The following is a 20,613-nucleotide window of genomic DNA, read 5'->3' on the forward strand; positions in this document are numbered from 1 at the left end:
AAAATTTCTGTCAAGGTTAGCAAAGCTTGACCTGTTCTGGGAAAATAAAGGGCATGCAAACAACCGACTTTTTAGTAATCGGCGCCGGGGTAGTTGGCCTTACTATAGCCCGCCAAATCCTGATCAGCGAGCCACGGGCTACGGTAACGGTGATAGACAAAGAGCCGGGGCCGGGTCATCACGCTAGCGGACGCAATAGCGGCGTGCTTCACAGCGGTATCTACTATACTGCCGACAGCCTCAAGGCCAGGTTTTCCCGCGATGGCAACACAGAATGGCAAAGCTACTGCGCTGAACGCAATTTGCCGGTTGACCGTTGCGGCAAATTAATAGTTCCGCGCACCGCACAAGAGCACCAACAACTCAGCCTCCTTGAGCAACGTGGCGCTGATAACGGCGTTGAGGTACAGCGCCTTGATGAAAAACAAGTTCGTGATATAGAGCCACGCATCAACACCTGTAGCAATGCGCTCTTTATTCCCTCAACTGCTACTATCGACCCCCAGCAACTAGTCCAATCGCTGCAAAAAGATATTGAAGCTGCTGGGGGCAAAATCCTCTTCAATTGCCCCTATAAGGCACCTCTAAAAACCTCCCCGGCGTCATCATCTACCCCGGCGTGGAGGTCTTGGCGCCAGGGATGGCGCCACGAAGTCTCCAAGGACGGATTCACGGCGTCCTCCACCCCGGAGCAGATGATGGCACCGGGGAAGTTTTCAGAGGTGCCCACTAGTAGCACTGGCTTTACCGCTATTCAGGCCGGCAATGAGCACATCAGCGCCGGACGGATAATAAACTGCGCCGGGCTATATGCCGATCGCATAGCGCATGATTTCGGCTTTGGCAAAAGCTACGCCATGCTACCCTTCAAAGGCCTATATCTATATGCAGCTCCGAGTACCACGCCCCCTCGCACCCATGTCTACCCCGTACCCGATCTGAAGACACCCTTCCTAGGTGTCCACTTAACGCGTACGATTAATGGCGGGGTTAAACTTGGACCTACAGCAACCCCCGCTATGTGGCGAGAACACTACTCCGGCTTGCACAGATTCAGGCTCGGCGAATTGCTGGAGATAGCTGGCCATGAAGCCTATATGCTCGCAACCAACCGCAATCGCTCGCGCATTATCGGCCGTCAGGAACTAAAAAAAAGAGATCCACAGCACCTAATAAACCAGGCAGAAGGATTGCTAGAAGGGCTGGACCAGATGGGGTTCCGGCAATGGGGGAAGCCAGGTATACGCGCCCAATTAGTTGAGCGCCAAAGCCGGGAACTGGTAATGGATTTTACGGTAGAAGGTGACGGGCACAGCCTACATATCCTCAACGCAGTATCGCCCGCGCTTACCTGTGCCCTACCGTTTGCGCGTTATATAGTCGAAGACATGCTCCAATTGAGCAGCTAGAGGGAGAGGGGGAGTTGATTCAAATCGCCGGTCAGGTCCTTCTGACATTTGTCATGACTGCAACCCTATTGATGGTCCTGCGGCGTCCGGCCGTGCAAGCCGGGCTTGTAGATAAACCTACATCACGCAAGCGCCATGGCCGCCCAGTGCCTCTGATCGGGGGCATCTGTATAATCCTGGGCTTTTTCACTGGGATATTGCCCGCTGAACTAGGTTTGCGCGATTATCAAGCCTTATTCACAGGTATGACTCTCCTGTTGATAGTAGGAGTAGTGGACGATCTAATCGACGTAAGGCCAGGATATAAGTTTGGTTTTCAAACTATAGCTGCTTTCTTGCTTAGCGTTTGGGGCGGCTTATTGGTGACCGACCTCGGATATCTGTTTGGCTATCAATGGTATATTGAGCTTGGACTACTAGCCCTGCCATTTACTTTGCTATGCGTTGTCGGACTAACCAACGCTATCAATATGTTTGACGGCCTCGATGGCCTCGCCTCAGGAACCACAGCGGTCGCCCTAGGCTGGCTGACCCTTGCAGGCTTTTTAGGCGAGGCTGATAAATGGCCGCTATTATCCGGGCTACTGCTTACCGCCGTACTCGCCTTCTTGGTCTTTAATGCCCGCAACCCATGGCGCCGACGAGCCGCCTCTTTCCTTGGTGATTCGGGCAGCATGGTGTTAGGTTTTGCCTTAGCTTGGTTCTGCATTGAGGCAGCTACCGGTAGCGAGGCAGTCCTCCCACCCATAGCCATCGGCTGGATTCTAGCCTTACCGGTAATGGATGCACTTATCCTTATGGGCAGGCGGATATTGCGCGGCCAGACCCCCTTCAGGGCCGACAGGGAGCATCTCCATCACACCCTATCTAGAGCAGGTTTTACGCATGGGCAAAGTGTATTCATACTCGTACTCTCTTCCTTTATCCTGGGCGGCACTGGGAGTTTAGCTGCATTAGCCGGAGCCCCAGAGTGGCTTCTCACCGTTGGTCTAATTCCGATAGCACTATGCCACATTGCATTTCACGCCCGGGCCTGGCGGGTGGCGGCATTTATCCGGCGCAAACGCTACTCCAAAACGTAGTTAACCAACCAAAGATGGGGATATTGACTTGCAACATGAAACCCGAATAAGCGCCGACTACAATCCTGCAACGAGCGTTCTGCGGGAGCGGGTGATTCTTGTCACCGGCGCTACAGGGGGGATAGGCAGCGTTGTCTGTCGCCAGTTAGCGGCATCAGGGGCCAGCGTGGTTCTCCTCGATAAAGAGCTTAAAGCCCTCGAGCATCTGTACGACAAGATTGTCGAGGATGGCAATCCCGAACCAGCTATCTATCCCATGAATCTTGAAGGCGCCACCTTTGACCATTTCCCGGAAGTTGCCCAGCGCATCCAGGAGGGCATGGGACGCCTCGATGGCCTCCTCCACGCTGCCGCAACACTTGGCAAACCGGCGCCGCTGGAACTATACGACATGGAGTCCTGGTACCGGACACTGCAGATAAACCTCAACGCGCCATTCATGCTTTCCCGCGCCTGCATCCCCTTGCTGCGCCAATCAGACCAAGCTTCAGTGCTCTTCACCTCAGACCACAGCGGCCGCAATGGGGCGCCTTATGGTGGGGCATACGCAGTATCCAATGCCGGTATTGAGGGGCTAATGCGAGTCCTAGCGGCTGAGATGGCCGATACCACCAATGTGTGTGTCAACAGCATCGATCCGGGTGTAGTGGCCACCTCACTTCGCGCTCAAGCCTATCCTTTTGAGAACCCCTTCGAATTAACCAGACCGGAACAAGTTGCAGGGGCATTTGTGCGCCTTATGGGGCCTGATGGTAGAGACTTTCACGGCCAATCTTTGACAGTCGAGCCCTGTGAAACCGCCACTAGCTAAAGCTAACTTAAGATGGCTGAGCAGGTAGAGATCCATGCTGAAGATTTGCACTGGCTGCTAGAAACGCTGGTAGATAATCATGGCCAGCAGGACTGGTGGCCAGCAGAGTCTTTCTTCGAGATACTGGTCGGGGCGGTTCTGACCCAGAATACAGCCTGGAGCAACGTAGAGAAGGCCATAGCCAACCTTCGTCAGGCCCAGCTACTTGACCCTGAGAAGATCATTGCGGTTTCAGATGACCTTCTTACTGCGGCGATCAAACCATCTGGCTACTTCAACATCAAGGCGCAAAGGCTGCGCAATCTATGTCAAGCCTACCTGCAAGCTGGCGGGTACAGCGGCATGGCAAAACAGACGACGGATGATTTGCGCAGCCAGCTCCTACAAATAAATGGGGTTGGGCGTGAAACAGCAGATGACATCTTGCTCTACGCCTTTGCGCGACCGGTTTTCGTCGTTGACGCCTATACCCGAAGGATCCTCAGCCGACTTGACTGGATAAGCGGAGAGGAGCATTACGAAAGCTTACGCAGAGCCGTTGAGTTCGCCATTGGCCCCGACCGCGGTTTTTTTAACGAGCTGCACGCCCAGATCGTCATGCTTGGCAAAGATACTTGCCGACCAAAGCCACGCTGTACTCAATGCCCGCTTATTTCCTCCTGCGCCTACCCCCGCCAGAACGACCCCTAGGTCGATGCGGCGCACGCTTGCGAACCGGCGGCGGCTCAAGCCCCACATGGTTATAAAGATCGGCCTTCTGCCCATCATCCAGTTCATATAGCTTGCCTTGGCGCAGGTCTCGCGGCATTACTATGGGACCGTAGCGCACCCGGATCAGACGGCTTACCGTAACGCCTTGAGACTCCCACAAGCGCCTCACTTCGCGCTTGCGGCCCTCACTAACGATCACATGGAACCAAGCATTGGCAGACTGGGTAGGCTCATCCAATGGCATCGCCGACTCAACAACATCAAAGTGCGCGGGACCGTCTTCCAGCTCCACCCCTTCGACCATTCTGGCAACCATATCATCGGTTACCTCGCCGCGGATCCGGCAAGCATATTCACGCTCCACCCCCTTGGATGGATGCATAAGGGCGTTGGCCAGCTCACCGTCATTAGTAAATAGCAACAAGCCCTGACTATTTAAATCCAATCTGCCCACGGCAATCCAGCGACCTGGTGTGCGCGGCAACCGGCGAAACACCGTAGGCCGCCCCTCCGGGTCAGATCGAGTAGTAACTTCACCTTCCGGCTTATTGTAAACGAGCACCCTGATAGGCGGCTGCCGATGCACCCGCTGGATCAGCCGGCCATCAAACTCAACCAGATCACGCGGCCCGACTCGATCCCCCAGCCTAGCAGTACGACCGCCGACAGTTACCCTACCCTGTGCAATCGCAGTCTCCATCTCGCGGCGTGACCCAATTCCGGCACGTGCCAGCACCTTTTGGAGTTTTTCTCCCTGAGGAGAATCATTCTCTTGAGCCAAATTGTTACCTTCTTGGTCAGCCACTCTATTCCCCTCTCACTGTGGAGGACTCCGCACATTCTGACGCGGGGTTTTCCGCTGCCTGCCGATCAGCCTGCTGCTTATCACTAGACTCATGTACTGCAGCCAAATCTGGCAGTTGAGCCAGGCTATCAAGATTAAAATGGGCTAGAAAGGCATCGGTGGTTGCATACAGCGCAGGACGGCCTGGGACATCGCGCTTGCCGATCACCTGCACCCAGTCCAACTCTTCCAGTGTGCGGATAATAGATGTACTGACACTAACTCCGCGGACATGCTCAATTTCGCCGCGCGTTATTGGTTGGCGATATGCAATCAAAGCCAAAGTCTCAAGCAGGGCGCGCGAGTATCTTGCCGGCCTTTCTTGCCATAACCTTGAGACCCACGGCGCTAATTCGGAACGCACCTGGATTCGGTAGCCCCCCGCCACCCTACGTAGCTCAATCCCACGCTGTTCATATTCAGACGCAAGGTTGTCAAGCTCCTCACGGACCCGTTCCGCAGAAGGCGGCTCGATGCCGTCATCACTGACAAAGAGATCTTGTAACTGACTAATCCGCAATGGCTCACCCGACGCCAGCAGGGCTGCTTCGATGATATTCTTGACGGTGGGCATGGAAATTTAAGATCAACGTGCTCGAACGTAAATGGGCGCAAAAGCTTCGGCCTGAGCTAGTTCTATCAGTGACTCGCGCACCAACTCCAGCAAAGCAAGGAAGGTCACCACCACGCCTGACCTACCCTCAGAGGCAGTAAACAGCTCGCCAAGCGGAGTATAACTATCATGGGGCAGCTTTTTAAGTGTTTCGCTCATTCTCTCGCGGACGCTGATCGCCTGCCTCTCAACACTATGGGTTTGATACCGCTCGGCGCGCTGTAATAACCCGGTAAGTGCTGTGAGCAGATCTTTGAGCCCGACATCTGGTGGCGGAGTCTGCGGACGGCATTCAGGCGCACAAACAGCTGCCGTAAAAACATCACGTCCCAACCGCGGTTGTTGATCTAGCTCCTCTGCAGCTTGCTTAAACTGCTCGTACTCTTGCAACCTACGAATCAATTCGGCCCTGGGATCTTCAGTCTCTTCATCTTCTGCACTTGAACTCGGCCGGGGCAAAAGCACACGTGATTTTATCTCTGCCAGCATCGCCGCCATCACCAAGTACTCTGCGGCAAGCTCAAGGCGCAATTCGCGCATTAGCTCGACGTAGTTCATGTACTGGCGTGTTATCTCGGCAATAGGGATATTGAGGATATCAAGGTTCTGACGGCGGATAAGGTAGAGCAGCAGATCGAGAGGCCCCTCAAAGGCCTCTAGAAAGACCTCTAGGGCGTCAGGCGGAATGTACAAATCATCGGGGAGACGGCTGAGCACCTCCTCGCCTATTCTGGCAACATGCTCACCGTTCTCATGCTGCTGCCCAGCGCCCTCTTCGTAGCCATCTACCTGCTCTGGAGGACAATCAGTACGCTGTTGCGAATCCAGCACCTCTTCGCTCACCGATACTCCAATCCCATCGCTCCACGCACCTCTGACAATGTCTCACGCGCCTCTTCCCGAGCCCTCTCACAGCCATCAAAGATAATCGAGCGGACATGTTCAGGGTCATTCTCATACTCTTTAGCCCGCTCACGGATAGGCGCTAATTCAGCCTCCACAGACTCAACAACACAGCGTTTGCACTCAATACAGCCGATGCCCGCCTTCGGGCACTCTTCGGCAACCCAGCTGCGGGTGTCATCCCCAGAGTAAACCTTATGAAACTCCCACACCGGGCATTTTTCCGGATTGCCAGGATCATTTCTCCGCACCCGGGCCGGATCAGTTGGCATAGTGCGAATCTTACGCTCAACCTCATCAGTAGGCTCGCGCAAACCGATAGTATTGGCATAAGACTTTGACATCTTGCGCCCATCCAGGCCGGGCATTTTAGCCGTTGGGGTCAGCAACACATCCGGCTCAGGCAACAATTCGCGACTGCTGCCATCGAGGTAGCCAAATAGCCGCTCGCGGTCAGCTACAGTAATGTTCGGCTGGCCATCTAGCAGCGCATGAGCAACCTCTAGTGCCTCGCGATCGCCACTTTGCTGATAGCGCTGACGTAAATCGTTATACAAGCGGGCGTTTTTTTTGCCCATTTTGCGCGCCGCTTGTTTGGCTTTTTCCTCAAAGTCGGGCTCCACACCGTATAGGTGATTAAAACGGCGGGCCACTTCGCGCGTCAGCTCAAGGTGAGCAACCTGATCCTCCCCCACTGGGACCTCAGTAGCCTTGTAGATGAGCACATCAGCTGACTGCAACAACGGATAACCAAGGAAACCGTACGTGGCCAAATCTCTATCACGCAGCTGCTCCTGCTGATCCTTGAAGCTCGGCACCCTTTCCAGCCACCCCAGCGGGGTTATCATCGACAGCAAAACATGCAACTCAGCATGCTCAGGGACCCTAGACTGAATAAACATGCAAGCCAACTTAGGGTTTATACCGCACGCCAGCCAGTCGATAACCATCTCCCAGACGTTATCACCAACCACCCCTGGCGTCTCATAGTGAGTGGTCAGGGCATGCCAATCGGCAACAAAGAAGAAGCACTCATACTCGTTTTGCAGGTTGACCCAGTTCTTTAGAACACCGTGATAATGCCCCAGATGCAGGCGCCCAGTCGGACGCATACCAGACAGAACACGACCAGGATGGGTGTTGACGTTGACCAAGCGGCTCTCCTTAAGCTTCAGCTGAACAATTTATGGGCGGCGGTGGGCACCACGCCACCCCCGCTGTGGAGGACACCGTAAACCCTTCTTAAACGGCACCATATCGCCATTTAACTGGCTTTGATATCCGCGCGCAGCGGGCAGTGTGCGTGGCCTCACTCAGACGCAGTCTTTAGGGCAACCTCTAAAACTTCGCCGGCGCCACCATTCGCCCCGGTGTGGAGGACGCCGTGAATCCATCCCTGGAGGCTTCATGGCGCCATCCCTGGCGCCAAGACCCCCACACCGGGGCGAATGGTGGCGCCGGCGAAGTTTTTAGAGTCACCCTTAGGCAACTCCCTCAAGCACCCTGAAAAACTCTGGTATCTCCTACTCCCTGACGGACGACTTCGGCTGAGTCACCGGTAAGGTCAATGACGCTGCTTGGCCCACCACCGACGGGTCCTCCGGCCACAACCGCATCAATTCGTTTCTCAAGCTTGTCACGAATATCCTCAGGATCATTCAATGGCTCACTATCCCCAGGCATCTGCAAGGTAACACTCATAAGCGGCTCCTCAAGGGTTTCCGTCAGTGCCCTCGCCACCGGGTGATCGGGAACGCGGATACCAATAGTCTTGCGCTTTGGATGTTGCAGCCGGCGCGGCACCTCGCTCGTCGCCCGAAGAATGAATGTGTAGGGCCCAGGGGTGTGGGATTTCAACAGCCGATAAGCAAAATTTTCCATCTTGGCGTAAGTGCCAATATCTTTCAGATCTTTGCAGGCGACAGTGAAGTTGTGGTTGCCATCTAGCTGACGAATAGCACGTATCCTTTCCAGTGCCTGCTTTTCACCCATGCGGCAACCAAGTGCATAGCTGGAATCGGTTGGGTAAGCTATCACCCCACCATCGGCGAGAATCTCTACGGCCTGTTTGATCAGGCGTGGCTGCGGCGTCTCCGGATGAACCTCGAAGTACTGAGCCATACTAATCCCCTTCTTTCCATTGTAGGCGCCCCCAGTATTCTGGGGTCAGATACATTGTAAACAAGTAGAAAGGGGATAGCAGCAACCCTGAGTAATGGGAGAGGATCTAGATAAGAGCGGGCTGCTTATACCACGCAGCCCGCTCAAGCCCCGAACGCTTAACGCCAGCGCTTGAACACAGGATATGCACCTGCGAGCAGAGCCAGGACTGCCAAAGTCACCAGCCATGAGATATCTACTACGTCCATATGCCCCTCCATTACGTGGCGGTTACTTAGTTTATGCTGTCAGCACACTAACATGCCGGCCTAGCCCCTCTTGGGCGTGCGCCCTCAAAAGGCCCCAAAGAGGCACCAGCACACCCGCATGTTGACATGAAAGGGCATCCCACTGGTGTGCGGCATAACCGCCTAGCTACCTTGATTGTTGTCTATCTCTTTGTATCGCAAGACTTTTTAAAAAGTAGGCGGTTATGCCGCACACCAGTGGGATGCCCTTTCATGTCAACATGCGGGTGTGCTGACGGCGCGGCTGGAGACTGGCTGTAGCTGTTGGCATAGCGATAAGCTGAGCGAAGATACTCAACGAACAGACTGAAGGGGGTATATTTATGACAGGCGAAGCTGTTTGGCTAATCTGGTTCATGGCGGCCCTAGCTCTCATCGGTGGAGCACTGCCCATTGTAGTTAAGTGGTGGCGCGAGTAAAGCTGCCGACCTAACTCTCGGTCGAGCTGCCCAGCTCGACCGAGTAATGCAACTCGCTATCCTTCTCCAGAATCCCTCCCCGAAAAACCTAAGAAAACCAGAAGTTTTTACGCCGTGCCGCGGCTACCGCAAGGAACACCGTAACCCCTCCAGCGCGCCCCACCAACATCTAGGAACTGCTGTGTTAATCTGTACAATAGTATTTGGCTAAGGTTGCCCCTCTTAACCAACAAAACCCTACTGCCATTAAACTTCTGTCCATGATCAAGCTAGAGCTTGCAGAACCATAGATCGCAAGGGGTTAGTGATGACCGGATTACAGCAAAGCATTGCCATCGGACCAGCAGCGTTCACGATTGGCACCCTGCTTATAGTATTTGCTTACTTTGTGGCGTTAATCACCGGTTACTTCGCGGGATTACGCCACCAGGTAAGAGTCAGTGACACCCTCTTCATGCTAGTGATAGTCAGCCTGGTGACAGCCAGGGCGGTTTTCGTCGTCCGTTACTGGGGAAGCTATGACGGATTCCTGGCTATGCTCGATATCCGCGACGGTGGCTTCGACCCCGCCGGGGGACTGATTGGTGGACTGACATACACTGTCTGGGCTTACTGGAGCAAGATACAAATCCGCAAACCACTCACGACGGCCCTAGTTGCTGGAGGCCTGGCTTGGGGCATAACAGCCGGCCCCCTGCTAATGATTGAACAACAGTCACGGCCATTGCCACAGGTCACCGTGAGCAATAAAGACGGTGAGCAGACCGGTTTAACCGAATTCGCTGCCCAGCACGAACAACCCATGGTGATCAACCTATGGGCCACTTGGTGCCCGCACTGCATTAGAGAGATGCCCATGTTTGCGGATGCTCAAGAGGAAATGAGTGATATTACCTTCATGTTTGTCAATCAAGGCGAGGACCCGTCGCAAGTCCGCAACTTTATTTCTGAAAGAGACCTGGAGATAGACAACATATTCTTCGACCCCCATAACAACCTGAGCAATGCCACCGGCTCGCACGCCCTACCAACAACTCTGTTCTACGATGAGAATGGCCAGCTAATCGACAGCCGAACCGGCGGAATCTCCCGGGCACGCCTGGAAAGCGGATTAGAACGCCTGCGCTAAGAGGCCGGTGAGCCCAAGCTGTTTGTTCGCGCACTGGAAAACTGCCGGGGAGGGACCTCCAAAAATCCCCTCTCCTTTGCTCAGAGCCTTTTCAGGGTACCTTTGAGATACAGACCGCACGCAATAACCACTAAATAATAATGCGCCAAAATCTTGACGGCATGACCATCTTCTTCTTGATATTGGCGATCTGCACCGGCGTAGGCGTCTACATTATGGAGGGAGCAGGTGTCTGGATTGAGGCTATTAGCAGCGCCGGAGGACTGCTTGTACAGATAGGCCCCATAGTCATTGCAGCGGTTATGATATCGGGCTACGTGCAGACCCTGGTACCGAACGATAAGATCGAGTACTGGCTCGGCAACGACGCTGGCTGGCGAGGCCTTGGCATAGCCATAATTGCTGGGGCGATTACCCCTGGAGGGCCTTTTGCAGCTTTCCCCTTAGTGGTTGCTCTCTACCGAATGGGGGCCGCATTCGAAATACTCGTGGCTTATCTTACCGCCTGGTCAGTGCTCGGGATCAATCGAGCCATGGTCTGGGAGGTACCCTTCTTTGGGATAGAGTTTGTTGGACTCAAGATGCTGGTATCTCTACCGCTGCCAATACTCGCTGCGCTAATGGCCAAGTCCTTGCGCCGATACGTTACCGCAAGCGCCTAATATTGCCATGGTCGTAGCCTTCGTATTTGTCTTAACCGTCCTGACGATCCTTGTTCTTATAGCTCAGGCCCGACCCGAACGCCCCCACCGGGTTGCTATCAAACAAGGCTGGGAGCAACTGCAGCCGCTCCTGGTCCGTTTGCCCCTGGCCTTGATAGCAGCGGCTTTCATCGCCCAACTTTTACCCGAGCAAGCTATCGCTGACGTTTTTGGAGAGGGCTCGGGATGGCACGGGATACTAGCCGCCTCTCTCCTCGGCGGCCTACTGCCGGGCGGGCCGATGGTAGCCTTCCCGCTGATAATTATCTTCCTTGACGCCGGCGCCGGCACCGCGCAGATCATATCCCTACTGACCTCTTGGTCTCTTTTAGGACTAAACCGCATGGCGGTCTACGAGATACCCATGCTCGGAACTAGGTTCACGCTAGCACGGGTCATTACCGCATTGCCGCTACCGGTGGCAGCCGGCTACTGGGCCGGATCCATATCTAACTGGCTACAGTAAGTAAATAACTAAAGTTAAATCCTAGTGCAGCCTGTCCGGATGCAGGTCGGCAGCTTTGTCCATCTCATCCGCAAGTCGACGCAGATATGAGGCAGTATCCCTGTTGCTCATATAGTGGCGGGACATGCATACGGCTGCAAAGAACAGTGACTCCAGGGTCTTCTCTGCGTCATGGCCAGCTTGAATGTAGTTGCCGGCGTTCGTGCAAACTAGTTCTGCTAGGGTTTGATCTACTTCTTCAGCCATGGGACAGATCCTCACTCCTGTTAAGTCATAAAAGTCGGCCTTAGGCAAACTCTATGCACGTTGTCGTCCTCTGGCTGGAAAACTTTAGGCCTAGCCCTCGCCCACCAGCAATCTTTTCTGTTCTCGCACCGAGTCGATCAGTCTCTGGAGAGTTAATTTATCAATCGGCTTGTGCAACAACTGATCGCAGTCAACCTGCTCGCAGATCCGCTCTAGCTCAGAAGGCGGATAGGCAGTTAATATCGCTACAGTAGTGCGCCGCCAGCTATTAGCGGCCTCTATTTGGCGCACCTGATAGGCTACAGTGCGACCATCGGCTCCGGGCATCTGCAGATCCAATAACAGTAGATCGGGCTTCAATCGGCTCCACTGATCCAGCGCATCAAGGCCATTCTCGACATGGACGGGATGACAATTGAAGCCTTTGAGCAACTCACAAAGCATCAGTGCGTTAGTCGGATCATCTTCGGCAACAACCACATCAAGCCGCTCTGCCCCATCTGGGCAAGAGCCATAAGTAGCACTGTTGGCGCTGCTACCGGCACCCTCTCGCCAACCATACTCTAGCGACTGCTCTTCAGTCTTCGGTAGCGTCGCAGTGAAGGTGAAAACCGAACCATGGCCTACGGTACTCTCTAGCACTACATCACCGCCCATCAAGCGGGCAAGCTCCCGACATATGCGCAATCCAAGGCCGCTGCCTTCCTTACGCTTGTCTACTCCCCCCGCCTGCGTAAAGGCCAGAAACACCCTCTTCTGATCTTCAGGGGCTATACCGGGACCAGTGTCGGCGACAGAAACCTTAATCTGCCCCTGCTGAGATGGAGCTACATTGATCCATACCCCACCCTCATCTGTAAACTTAATGGCGTTACTGGTCAGATTGTAAATAACTTGCCCTAAACGCGTCGCATCACCATAGACCCGCTTGGGCAGGTCCTCAGCCATGACCAATTCCAGTTCAAGCCCTTTTCTGTCCGCTAAAGTGCGCAACAGCGCCACCTGTTCGCTCAAGTAGTTGCGCAGATCAAACGGTTCCGGAAAGAGCTCAACCTTCCCCGCCTCTAACCGGGAGAGATCTAGTATGGTATTGATCCGTGCCAAAAGAGTCTCTCCCGCAGTGCGCGAGAGGTTAAGATAATGGCGCTGCTGCTCATCAAGATCGGTCTCACTGAGCAGATCATTCAAGCCAATCAGAGCGCTTAGCGGCGTGCGCAGATCGTGACTAACAGCAGCGAGGAACTCACGACGTTCACGTTCGGCTTGCTCTCGCGCCCATTCGGCCTCTTTCTTTTGAGTGATGTCTTCGTTTATCCCAAAGGCCTTACGCGGCACGCCTGTACAGTCGTACAATTGTCTCCCGACAGCACGGATATAGCGAATCTCGCCATCACGGCGCTGAGCCCTAAATACGAGTTCCCAGCCCTCGCCGTGGCGAGCTGAATCGCGCACGACTCGTTCCATTCTCTGGCGATCTTCAGGCAAAAGCATCTGTTTCCAACTCTCGTAATCGGGCTCAGACTCTTTTACGCCATCGATGCCAAAGATGGAGAACATATATGAGTTCCACTGGAACCTACCGGTTTCCAGATCAAGCTCCCAGACTCCTATCCCCGCAGCCTCGGTGGCTATTTGGAAGCGCTGTTCGCTCTCTTGGAGCGCTTGTTGATGCTGCCCAGCCATTACTCAACCTCAGATCAATGCCGATACTAAGCAAAGACTTTATAACACAAATACTGCACTGCAACACAGCAGTAAGTCACTACTTATCCCGACACCTCTGGCAAACGGGAAGACAGCCAAGCCCCAGCGAAACCCATGGCAGAAAGCACCAGAATTACTCCAGTAACCGGCATTATCACCGTAAGCGCCCCGACACTACCGGCAAGCAGCAGCACCACACCTATAACCGTGTTGCTAACCGCCACATAGTCAGTACGCTTATTACCGCCAGCCATATCAACTACATAAGTTTTCCTGCCTAAGCGAACTCCGGCGTGAGCGATAGCTAGGACAAAAAAGAACAGCGGATATAGCCAAGGGCTAGCTGCCAGTGCAGGGAACAATACAACTATGGCTACCAAAAGGGCACCTACCGCTGCCGCGGTTGCCCCGGCATAGACCATAACTTGACGACTGGAGGTATCCGAGAAGCGTCCCCAAAAAGGGGCAGAGGACAAACTAGCCAAGCCGTCTGCCATTACAAACAGGCCGAGCATGGCCGCAGCGGCGCCAGTATTATCATGAGCCAAAATCACTATAAAAGGTGCCGTCAGAGCCGAGCAGAGCAGCAATGAACGCGCGATCACAAAACGCCTAAATGGTACGTCATCGATAAGTAAACGCAGCCGGGCAAAGGCCTCAGAAATTGCATTCTTACCGCCTGCAGTTGCCCCCGGCTCCTCCTCAATCATCCCATATGCAAACGCCGCCGCAAACCAGAGCAGTGCTGCCACCAAGAGCAACAGCGCAAATAGGGATAGCTCTCCCCCGTCACCACCCAGGCCCAGCCAAAGCACAACACCCACGCCCAGGGTGGCCAATCCGGCCAGTGACGCCGACCAACCATTCAGCCGCCCGCGGCGGGTCTTAGGTATAGTCTTGCCCATGACATCCTTCGATGCCACTGAGCAAAGCCCGCGCGCTAAACTAAACACGACCAAAGCGGCGATTATCGCAGCACCCGCTGCTGCCCCAGATAGCGTTAAGGCCATAGCAGCAATTGCCAGTATTGCTAAGCCTTGCAGAATACAGCCGATAACAAACGCCCATTTGCGCAATTGTTGACTGCGAATATAACTGGCAATGACAAGCTGGGGGATTAACGAACCAGATTCACGCACCGGCACCAAAAAGGCAGTAAATATGCCAGGCACCGAGAGTGCCCCGAACAACCAGGCCAACACAGTTTTGGGGCTAGCTATGGCATCACCCAACTTGGTGAAGAACTGCGCAATAATCTGCAGCAGGAAGTTTCCTGGCACGACCTTGCATGCGTGCTCGCTTATATCAGTACAAACCCGAGCATCTTCTTCATTCACCAACTTTTGATAAATGTGATCCAGAGTATTATTTGAGCTAGGCTGGACTTTCATTATTGAGCGACCTTCCGAATAGTAGCTGCAAGATATATACGCTAAATGGGAACATCTGAGCTTCCCCCGGAGCCACTAAACTCCCTCAGTGTGGATGACGCCGTGAATCCATCCCTGGAGGCTTTATGACGCCTTCCCTAGCGTCAAGAGCTCCACACCGGGGCAGCCGAGTGACTCTGGGGGGAGTTTTAGAGGTTCCTAAATGCACCAATATGGCGGATATTCAATAGCATCCTGCGGGTTACGATATATTTTTTGGCGTATCTCACGCTCGCGGGCAATTATCTCGGCAGAGTTGCGACCGGTTATCCAGAGCTGCATTAACATCACCCCCGCTGCAGTCAAATCTTCTGCGCGGATCTCCTCATCTGGCCGTTTAACATGCCTAAACAACACCCCCTCATCCTGCTCCAGGTGGCGAATATACTCATAATCGAGTATATCTTCTACCCTGCCGCTCTCTCGTGCGGTTATCAGCACTATCAAGGTATAGATATGCTCCTCGCCGTCACGCCACTTCTGCCATGGAGTTGGCTGACTCGGCGCTAACCCCGCGGCCAGCTTCAAGTTGTCGGCATAGAGGGAGTTACCGAATGAATAGGAGTAGTTGTAATGATAGGTATGGGCCGCACGCGGATTTATCTCGGTCAGATGGATATCGCCATCGGGCATCAACCAGAACTCAAGATTGAAGAATTGATTGCGATACCCCAAATCGACAAGGCTAGCCATATAGCCTTCTACCCAGCGCTCAATCCGCTCAGCCATATCACGACTTATAGAAACCGGCGGCGTCAAATAGCCAAGCGCCTGATGGTTTGAGAAATAGACTTCCTCAGTTAAACCATAATGAACAACCTCGCCGTCAGGCGTAACATACCCTTCATAGCAATACTCTATTGCTCGGTTCATATCAACAAGATGCTCGGCAACAAACGGCGGCGCCTGCTCGGGGGCCTGCTGAGTCTCGACACCGTCGAGATAAGCGGCATATTGACGGGTGATCTCATGCTGGAGTTCTTTGTCTTGACGGTATGACGCTAATACCCGGGATAACTCTTCGCTATCCTTTATCTTGAATATGCCCCTTCCGAGAGAAAGCGAAGTGTTTTTCAGCATAAAGGGCCATTCTTGTGCGGGAATCTTTGCAGCTACCTCCTCATCACTCTCGTGCAGTGGGTCAACAGCAGCAAAAAAGAAGGGATCCTGCTCTAAGGTACGCATAAGGTACTTGTTCATGCAGTAAAAGAACCCTATCCGCCCAGGCACCGGATTGCCGAGTTGCTCATTGATGAGGATATGGTGAAAGGCATCCTTTTGGGCAAAGCCGGCCACTGCGCTTAGGCGATTATCACGGCAGTAGTCAGCAATGGCGCCAATCTCCTCTCGGCCCCATCCTTGCGGAGTCAGCCGCCGCACCTCGCAAGACTCGCTTAACTGCTTCAGGGCTGGCTCCATATAGGGCTGCGGATTGATCACTCCAAAACGCATCCTGTTCTCCTGCATCTGTCCCTCCCCAAAAGCTCAATTAATGTAAAGTACGGCAATCTTGCAAGTTACATTTATCCTATCAACGGGGAACCTCTAAAAACTTCGCCGGCGCCACCATCCGCCCCGGTGTGGAGGTCTTGGCGCCAGGGATGGCGCCATGAAGCCTCCAGGGATGGATTCACGGCGTCCTCCACACCGGGGCGGATGGTGGCGCCGGCGAAGCTTTCAGAGGCATCCAACGGTAACACTTTGCGAATTGGTATAATACATCGAGGTGCACCTAAACTCCCCTGGAGCCACTCATCTGCCCCGTTGTGGAGGTCTTGCCCCCAGGGATGGCACCATGAAGCCCCCAGGGATTGATACACGGCGCCCTCCACATCGGGGCAGATAATGACTCCTCCGGGGAAGTCTTTAGAGGCGTCCAGTAGGGTGTTATAAAGGTTACTATTAGGCTAATGCATGACTCCGGGGGAGCGGGTAGCAACATGCAAAGAGCACAGCCACCTCAAGCCGCAGAATTTCAACAGCAACTGCTCAACAACCTCGTCGAGGGGATCTTCGGCCTTGACACAGCCGGACAATTCACCTTCCTTAACCCTGCTGCTTGCAACCTACTCGGCTATCCCAACGAAGCTGAGCTGCTAGGCAAGAAGGCCCACGAAGTATGTCATCACACTACATTGAACAAAGCCACCTACAACAGCGCCGACTGCCCCATAAATCAGGCGCTACAGACTGGCAAAGCCGTTAAAGAAAGTGAAGACCTATTTTGGCGCCGCGATGGAACCATATTACACGTACTCCTGCAAGCTGCCCCTATCCATAACAGCAATGGCGCAATCTGCGGCGTAGTAGTCTCTTTCCAAGATATTACCGAAAGAAAACGACTTGAACATAAGCTACAACACTCACATTATCTCTTGAACTATATCATCGAACACAACCGTGCGGCTGTTGCTGTTCATGATACCAATATGAAGTATATTTACGTCAGCCAAAGATACCTAGAAGATTTTAACCTAGAACAACAAGACATCATAGGCAGACATCATTATGAGGTATTCCCAGACCTACCCGAAAAATGGCGCCAAACACACCAAAAAGTGCTAAAAGGCGAGGTCATAAGCGCCGATGACGACCTATATGTCACAAACGAGGGCAAAAAATATTGGACGCGCTGGGAGTGTCGACCATGGTACAAAGACGATAACTCGATAGGCGGACTAATAATTTACACTGAAGTAACAAACCAGCGCAAAGAAACAGAAGAAAAGCTTCAGTTTGACCTGAAACTACAAAAGGTAATTGCTGAAATATCAGCAAACTTTGCTAAAACCCATGAAAAGGAACTAGACAACGCCATAAATAATTCACTAGCCAGGATAGGTGAGCTATTTGGCATTGACCGCTGTTATATTTGTTTATTTTCAATAGGTGATAACTCTATAACAAAAACTCATGAATGGCGCACATCTAACCATACAGCATCGCTAAAAACACCCAACAAACTGCTTTTAACCGACATCCCATGGCTCACCAATAAGATTTGTAGTGGTGAGCGAGCATACATCCCGACATTGGACGATTTACCTGAAGAGGCACAGCTAGAAAAGGACCTACTTAAATTCCATAACATTCATTCAGTTGCATGCCTTCCCATTCTGGACGACAACCTCAAACCCATCGGCTTCATGGGTTTAGACATGTTGTCCGACAACTTTACCTGGCCTGAGCAACAGATCTGCATGCTCCAGGTAATAGCAGAAATAATCGGCAACACTATTTCCCGCATAGAGGCACGCAGAGAGCTTAAACAACGCGAGGAGCAGTACCGACAACTGGCTGAAAGATTCAGAGAGGCCAATAGCAAACTGGAAAGTGCCTACCGTACCAAGACCGATTGTTAGCGGCTTTGGAAAACCGTACAAAATTGGCGGAGGATTCAGACATACTAATACGTTACTGAGATCCACCGCCATGTCCTTTTCCTTACAGGTGGTAAATTAACTCTCTGCTTTGGCTTTTTTGCTCGGAGACTTGCGCTTAGCTTCTCGGGTGTTTCTGCGTTCTTGAGCTTCCTTGTAGCGATATGACTCGCCGTCTATGGCGAGCACTTCGGCGTTATGCAGCAGTCTATCGATCAGGGATACGACACATGCAGCACTCGGGAAGACCTCGCCCCACTCGCTAAAGGGGCGATTGGTGGTGATGATAATAGAGTTCTTCTCGTACCGGCGGCTGACCAATTCGAAGAGCAGATCGGCATAACGCGTCGAGTAGGAGAGATACCCTAGCTCGTCGATGACCAGTAAGCGTGGCCTAGTGAAGCGGTTAAAGCGCTGCTGGAGTAGCCTCTCACTGTCTTGTGAGGCCAGCTCGGCGAGAATGGTGCTGGCGTTGACAAAGAGCGCGGTATAGCCGGCGATCACCGCCTGGTAGGCGATATTGCGGGCTATCATGGTTTTGCCGACGCCATTACTGCCGAGCAGGACGACATTACCGGCCTCGGGGATGAATTCCAGGCTCATCAGGGCATTGATAGCGCCGCGGTCACAGCTAGTAGGCCACGACCAATCGAATTCGCTCATCGGCTTGAAACGCCCTATATGTGCTTCGCTCAGGCGGCGCTCGAGAGAGCGGCGGGTGCGCTCTTGCTCTTCCCAGCACAGCATCTGCTCGATCCACTGCTTATCCTCGATCTCTTCCCAGTGGGCGAGGATGCCATGCAAGCGCAGGGCCTTGGCCCGCTCAATCATTTGCTGCTCAGGTGTTTTCGGGGTCATTGTCGTCTTTCTCATAGTTAGGGGTTAGGGCGTCGTAGCCATCGAGCCCGCGCAACCGGATGCTTGGCTCACGTTGACGTAGCTGCTCGGGTAAGCGCAGAGGCAGCGATGGCGGGCCAGGGGTTTGATCGCGGCGTTGTTCGAGGATCTGGCTGAGGGCATGTGGGTGGGGTACACCACGCTCGAGAGCGTGCTCAATGGCGGCATCGAGCTCGCTGGCGCCGTAGTGATCGAGCAGACGAAGTAGCGCAGCTGTGACGCTGCCGAGGCTATTGGTGCGCGTTGCCGCTTGCGAGAGAAACTCCTTGGCGCGCGGTACAGAGCTGCTAAGCCGGTCGGTGCCACGATGTAGTCGAGCAGCTTGCTTCTCTTGGGCTAGCTTATCGATATGGCGCGGGTCCTCTATTTGAGCGTGGCGATCATAGCTGCGTGGATGCGAGGCTATAACGTTCTCGCCATCAAGCACCTGGATCCTCTCCAGAGTTGCGCTGACGCTGAGTGTTTTGCGGACATATTTGTGCGGCACCGAGTAGTCGTTAAGGTCAAAGCGCACATAAGGGGTTTTGCCTACCTTTACAGGCACGTTCTCATAGCAAGGAAATGGCTCGCTGGGTAAGGCACGTAGGTAAGGCTGCTCCTCGGCAAATGCCTGGCGAACACTGCTATTTTGCTCCTGATCGCAGCGCCGCTCGGCGGCAATGCTTACGCACCAGTGCTGCGCCTGCTCGTTCAGATCATCAAGGCAGTTAAACTGCCTACCGGGCCAGAAGCTGGAACGCACGTAGCGGATTGCCCGCTCGACACGGCCCTTTTCGTTGCCTCGGGCTACGGCTACTGGCCGTGGCTCAAAGCCGTAGTGGGCGCTAAGATCGAGTAGCTGCGGATTAAAGCGGATCTGTTCGGCGTAGCGCTCCAGCACCGCGCTTTTGAGGTTATCGTAGAGCAGGCACCTGCACACCCCCTGCCAGGCCTCGAAGGCGGCGACGTGGCCACGCAAAAAGTTGGCCGTCGATGAGCCGAGGTAGAAGCGCAGAAAGATCCAGCGCGAATAGCTCAGGACCATGACAAATGCCATCAGTGGGCGCTTAGCCCGACCTATGGGCAGTTTGCCGAAATGGCCCCAATCGACCTGTGCCTGCTCCCCGGGCAGGGTACGCAGGCGCATATACGCCTCAGCGACCGGTTTCGGCCGGTACTGGCTTATCAGGTGGCGAAAGTGATCAGGGCCGCCCGAATAACCACGCTCGCGGGCCATGTCATAGAGCCGGCTAGCTGGTATTTTGGGGTAATCTGCCAGGGTCTGCTCGATCCAGGGTACATAGGGATCAATGATCGATCCTCGCCTAGTGCGTTGTGCACTAGGGATACCGGCCTTTGCCAGCACCCTATGGACGACATCGGTGTGGACATTGAGTTGTCGGGAAATGGTGCCGACGCGCCAGTGCTCGGCGTAGTGATAGCGCATGATCTGCGCCTCAAGCTCTTTGGATATAGCCATA

At 53.8% G+C, this 20,613-nt stretch carries 19 protein-coding genes; 8 read left to right on the forward strand and 11 right to left on the reverse strand.

Annotated features, from left to right (window positions below):
- Positions 1 to 53: 53 nt before the first annotated feature.
- From HH1059_RS09520 to HH1059_RS09535, 4 genes are read left to right on the forward strand one after another with little or no spacing between them, the layout of a single operon-like run.
- A complete protein-coding gene (locus HH1059_RS09520; RefSeq protein ID WP_096409933.1) occupies positions 54 to 1,409 on the forward strand; it encodes an NAD(P)/FAD-dependent oxidoreductase in 1,356 nt (451 codons plus the stop codon).
- A gap of 14 nt (positions 1,410 to 1,423) precedes the next feature.
- Positions 1,424 to 2,491, forward strand: coding sequence for an MraY family glycosyltransferase (locus tag HH1059_RS09525; protein WP_096409934.1), 1,068 nt, complete (start codon positions 1,424 to 1,426; stop codon positions 2,489 to 2,491).
- A gap of 28 nt (positions 2,492 to 2,519) precedes the next feature.
- Entirely contained in the window at positions 2,520 to 3,302 is a 783-nt protein-coding gene (locus tag HH1059_RS09530) for an SDR family NAD(P)-dependent oxidoreductase (RefSeq protein ID WP_096409935.1), read from the forward strand.
- 12 nt (positions 3,303 to 3,314) lie between these two features.
- The gene (locus tag HH1059_RS09535; RefSeq protein WP_096409936.1) at positions 3,315 to 3,992 is read left to right on the forward strand and encodes an endonuclease III domain-containing protein; all 678 of its coding nucleotides are present in this window, start codon (positions 3,315 to 3,317) and stop codon (positions 3,990 to 3,992) included.
- Here HH1059_RS09535 and rluB read toward each other — a convergent pair.
- The 5 genes from rluB to HH1059_RS09560 all read right to left on the reverse strand — a co-directional run bounded on the left by rluB (position 3,952) and on the right by HH1059_RS09560 (position 8,494).
- Complete coding sequence (rluB, locus tag HH1059_RS09540; protein ID WP_231901930.1) at positions 3,952 to 4,818, reverse strand: 23S rRNA pseudouridine(2605) synthase RluB; 867 nt, start codon at positions 4,816 to 4,818, stop codon at positions 3,952 to 3,954. The two genes, HH1059_RS09535 and rluB, sit on opposite strands and share 41 nt — an antisense overlap.
- A 1-nt stretch (position 4,819) precedes the next feature.
- The gene (scpB, locus tag HH1059_RS09545; RefSeq protein ID WP_096409937.1) at positions 4,820 to 5,431 is read right to left on the reverse strand and encodes an SMC-Scp complex subunit ScpB; all 612 of its coding nucleotides are present in this window, start codon (positions 5,429 to 5,431) and stop codon (positions 4,820 to 4,822) included.
- A gap of 12 nt (positions 5,432 to 5,443) precedes the next feature.
- Positions 5,444 to 6,199: a segregation and condensation protein A gene (locus HH1059_RS09550; protein ID WP_096410408.1), complete on the reverse strand. Its 756-nt coding sequence runs from the start codon at positions 6,197 to 6,199 to the stop codon at positions 5,444 to 5,446.
- Between the two features lie 110 nt (positions 6,200 to 6,309).
- Positions 6,310 to 7,527, reverse strand: coding sequence for a tryptophan--tRNA ligase (locus tag HH1059_RS09555; protein ID WP_096409938.1), 1,218 nt, complete (start codon positions 7,525 to 7,527; stop codon positions 6,310 to 6,312).
- Positions 7,528 to 7,867: 340 nt separating this feature from the next.
- The gene (locus HH1059_RS09560) at positions 7,868 to 8,494 is read right to left on the reverse strand and encodes an L-threonylcarbamoyladenylate synthase (protein WP_096409939.1); all 627 of its coding nucleotides are present in this window, start codon (positions 8,492 to 8,494) and stop codon (positions 7,868 to 7,870) included.
- A gap of 1,013 nt (positions 8,495 to 9,507) precedes the next feature.
- Between HH1059_RS09560 and HH1059_RS09565 the strand changes: the two genes are divergently transcribed.
- The 3 genes from HH1059_RS09565 to HH1059_RS09575 all read left to right on the forward strand — a co-directional run bounded on the left by HH1059_RS09565 (position 9,508) and on the right by HH1059_RS09575 (position 11,496).
- Entirely contained in the window at positions 9,508 to 10,329 is an 822-nt protein-coding gene (locus HH1059_RS09565; RefSeq protein ID WP_096409940.1) for a TlpA disulfide reductase family protein, read from the forward strand.
- A 140-nt stretch (positions 10,330 to 10,469) separates the two neighbouring features.
- On the forward strand, positions 10,470 to 10,991 hold the full coding sequence (locus HH1059_RS09570) for a permease (RefSeq protein WP_231901931.1): 522 nt from the start codon (positions 10,470 to 10,472) through the stop codon (positions 10,989 to 10,991).
- A 7-nt stretch (positions 10,992 to 10,998) separates the two neighbouring features.
- On the forward strand, positions 10,999 to 11,496 hold the full coding sequence (locus tag HH1059_RS09575) for a hypothetical protein (protein WP_096409942.1): 498 nt from the start codon (positions 10,999 to 11,001) through the stop codon (positions 11,494 to 11,496).
- A 21-nt stretch (positions 11,497 to 11,517) separates the two neighbouring features.
- Here the strand turns inward: HH1059_RS09575 and HH1059_RS09580 are convergent, their stop codons facing one another.
- The 4 genes from HH1059_RS09580 to HH1059_RS09595 all read right to left on the reverse strand — a co-directional run bounded on the left by HH1059_RS09580 (position 11,518) and on the right by HH1059_RS09595 (position 16,343).
- Positions 11,518 to 11,742, reverse strand: a complete 225-nt coding sequence (locus tag HH1059_RS09580) for a hypothetical protein (RefSeq protein WP_096409943.1) — start codon at positions 11,740 to 11,742, stop codon at positions 11,518 to 11,520.
- A 90-nt stretch (positions 11,743 to 11,832) separates the two neighbouring features.
- Positions 11,833 to 13,425, reverse strand: coding sequence for a hybrid sensor histidine kinase/response regulator (locus HH1059_RS09585; RefSeq protein ID WP_096409944.1), 1,593 nt, complete (start codon positions 13,423 to 13,425; stop codon positions 11,833 to 11,835).
- A gap of 83 nt (positions 13,426 to 13,508) precedes the next feature.
- A complete protein-coding gene (locus HH1059_RS09590; RefSeq protein ID WP_231901932.1) occupies positions 13,509 to 14,783 on the reverse strand; it encodes an MFS transporter in 1,275 nt (424 codons plus the stop codon).
- Between the two features lie 252 nt (positions 14,784 to 15,035).
- Entirely contained in the window at positions 15,036 to 16,343 is a 1,308-nt protein-coding gene (locus HH1059_RS09595; protein WP_162549479.1) for an ATP-grasp domain-containing protein, read from the reverse strand.
- A gap of 473 nt (positions 16,344 to 16,816) precedes the next feature.
- Between HH1059_RS09595 and HH1059_RS09600 the strand changes: the two genes are divergently transcribed.
- Positions 16,817 to 18,238, forward strand: coding sequence for a PAS domain S-box protein (locus HH1059_RS09600; RefSeq protein ID WP_162549481.1), 1,422 nt, complete (start codon positions 16,817 to 16,819; stop codon positions 18,236 to 18,238).
- A 96-nt stretch (positions 18,239 to 18,334) separates the two neighbouring features.
- Here the strand turns inward: HH1059_RS09600 and istB are convergent, their stop codons facing one another.
- On the reverse strand, positions 18,335 to 19,114 hold the full coding sequence (gene istB, locus HH1059_RS09605; RefSeq protein WP_096409948.1) for an IS21-like element helper ATPase IstB: 780 nt from the start codon (positions 19,112 to 19,114) through the stop codon (positions 18,335 to 18,337).
- Entirely contained in the window at positions 19,095 to 20,612 is a 1,518-nt protein-coding gene (gene istA, locus HH1059_RS09610) for an IS21 family transposase (protein ID WP_096409949.1), read from the reverse strand. Before istA ends, istB begins: the two co-directional genes overlap by 20 nt.
- Position 20,613 lies beyond the last annotated feature (1 nt).

This window comes from Halorhodospira halochloris (assembly GCF_002356555.2).
GTDB lineage: Bacteria > Pseudomonadota > Gammaproteobacteria > Nitrococcales > Halorhodospiraceae > Halorhodospira > Halorhodospira halochloris.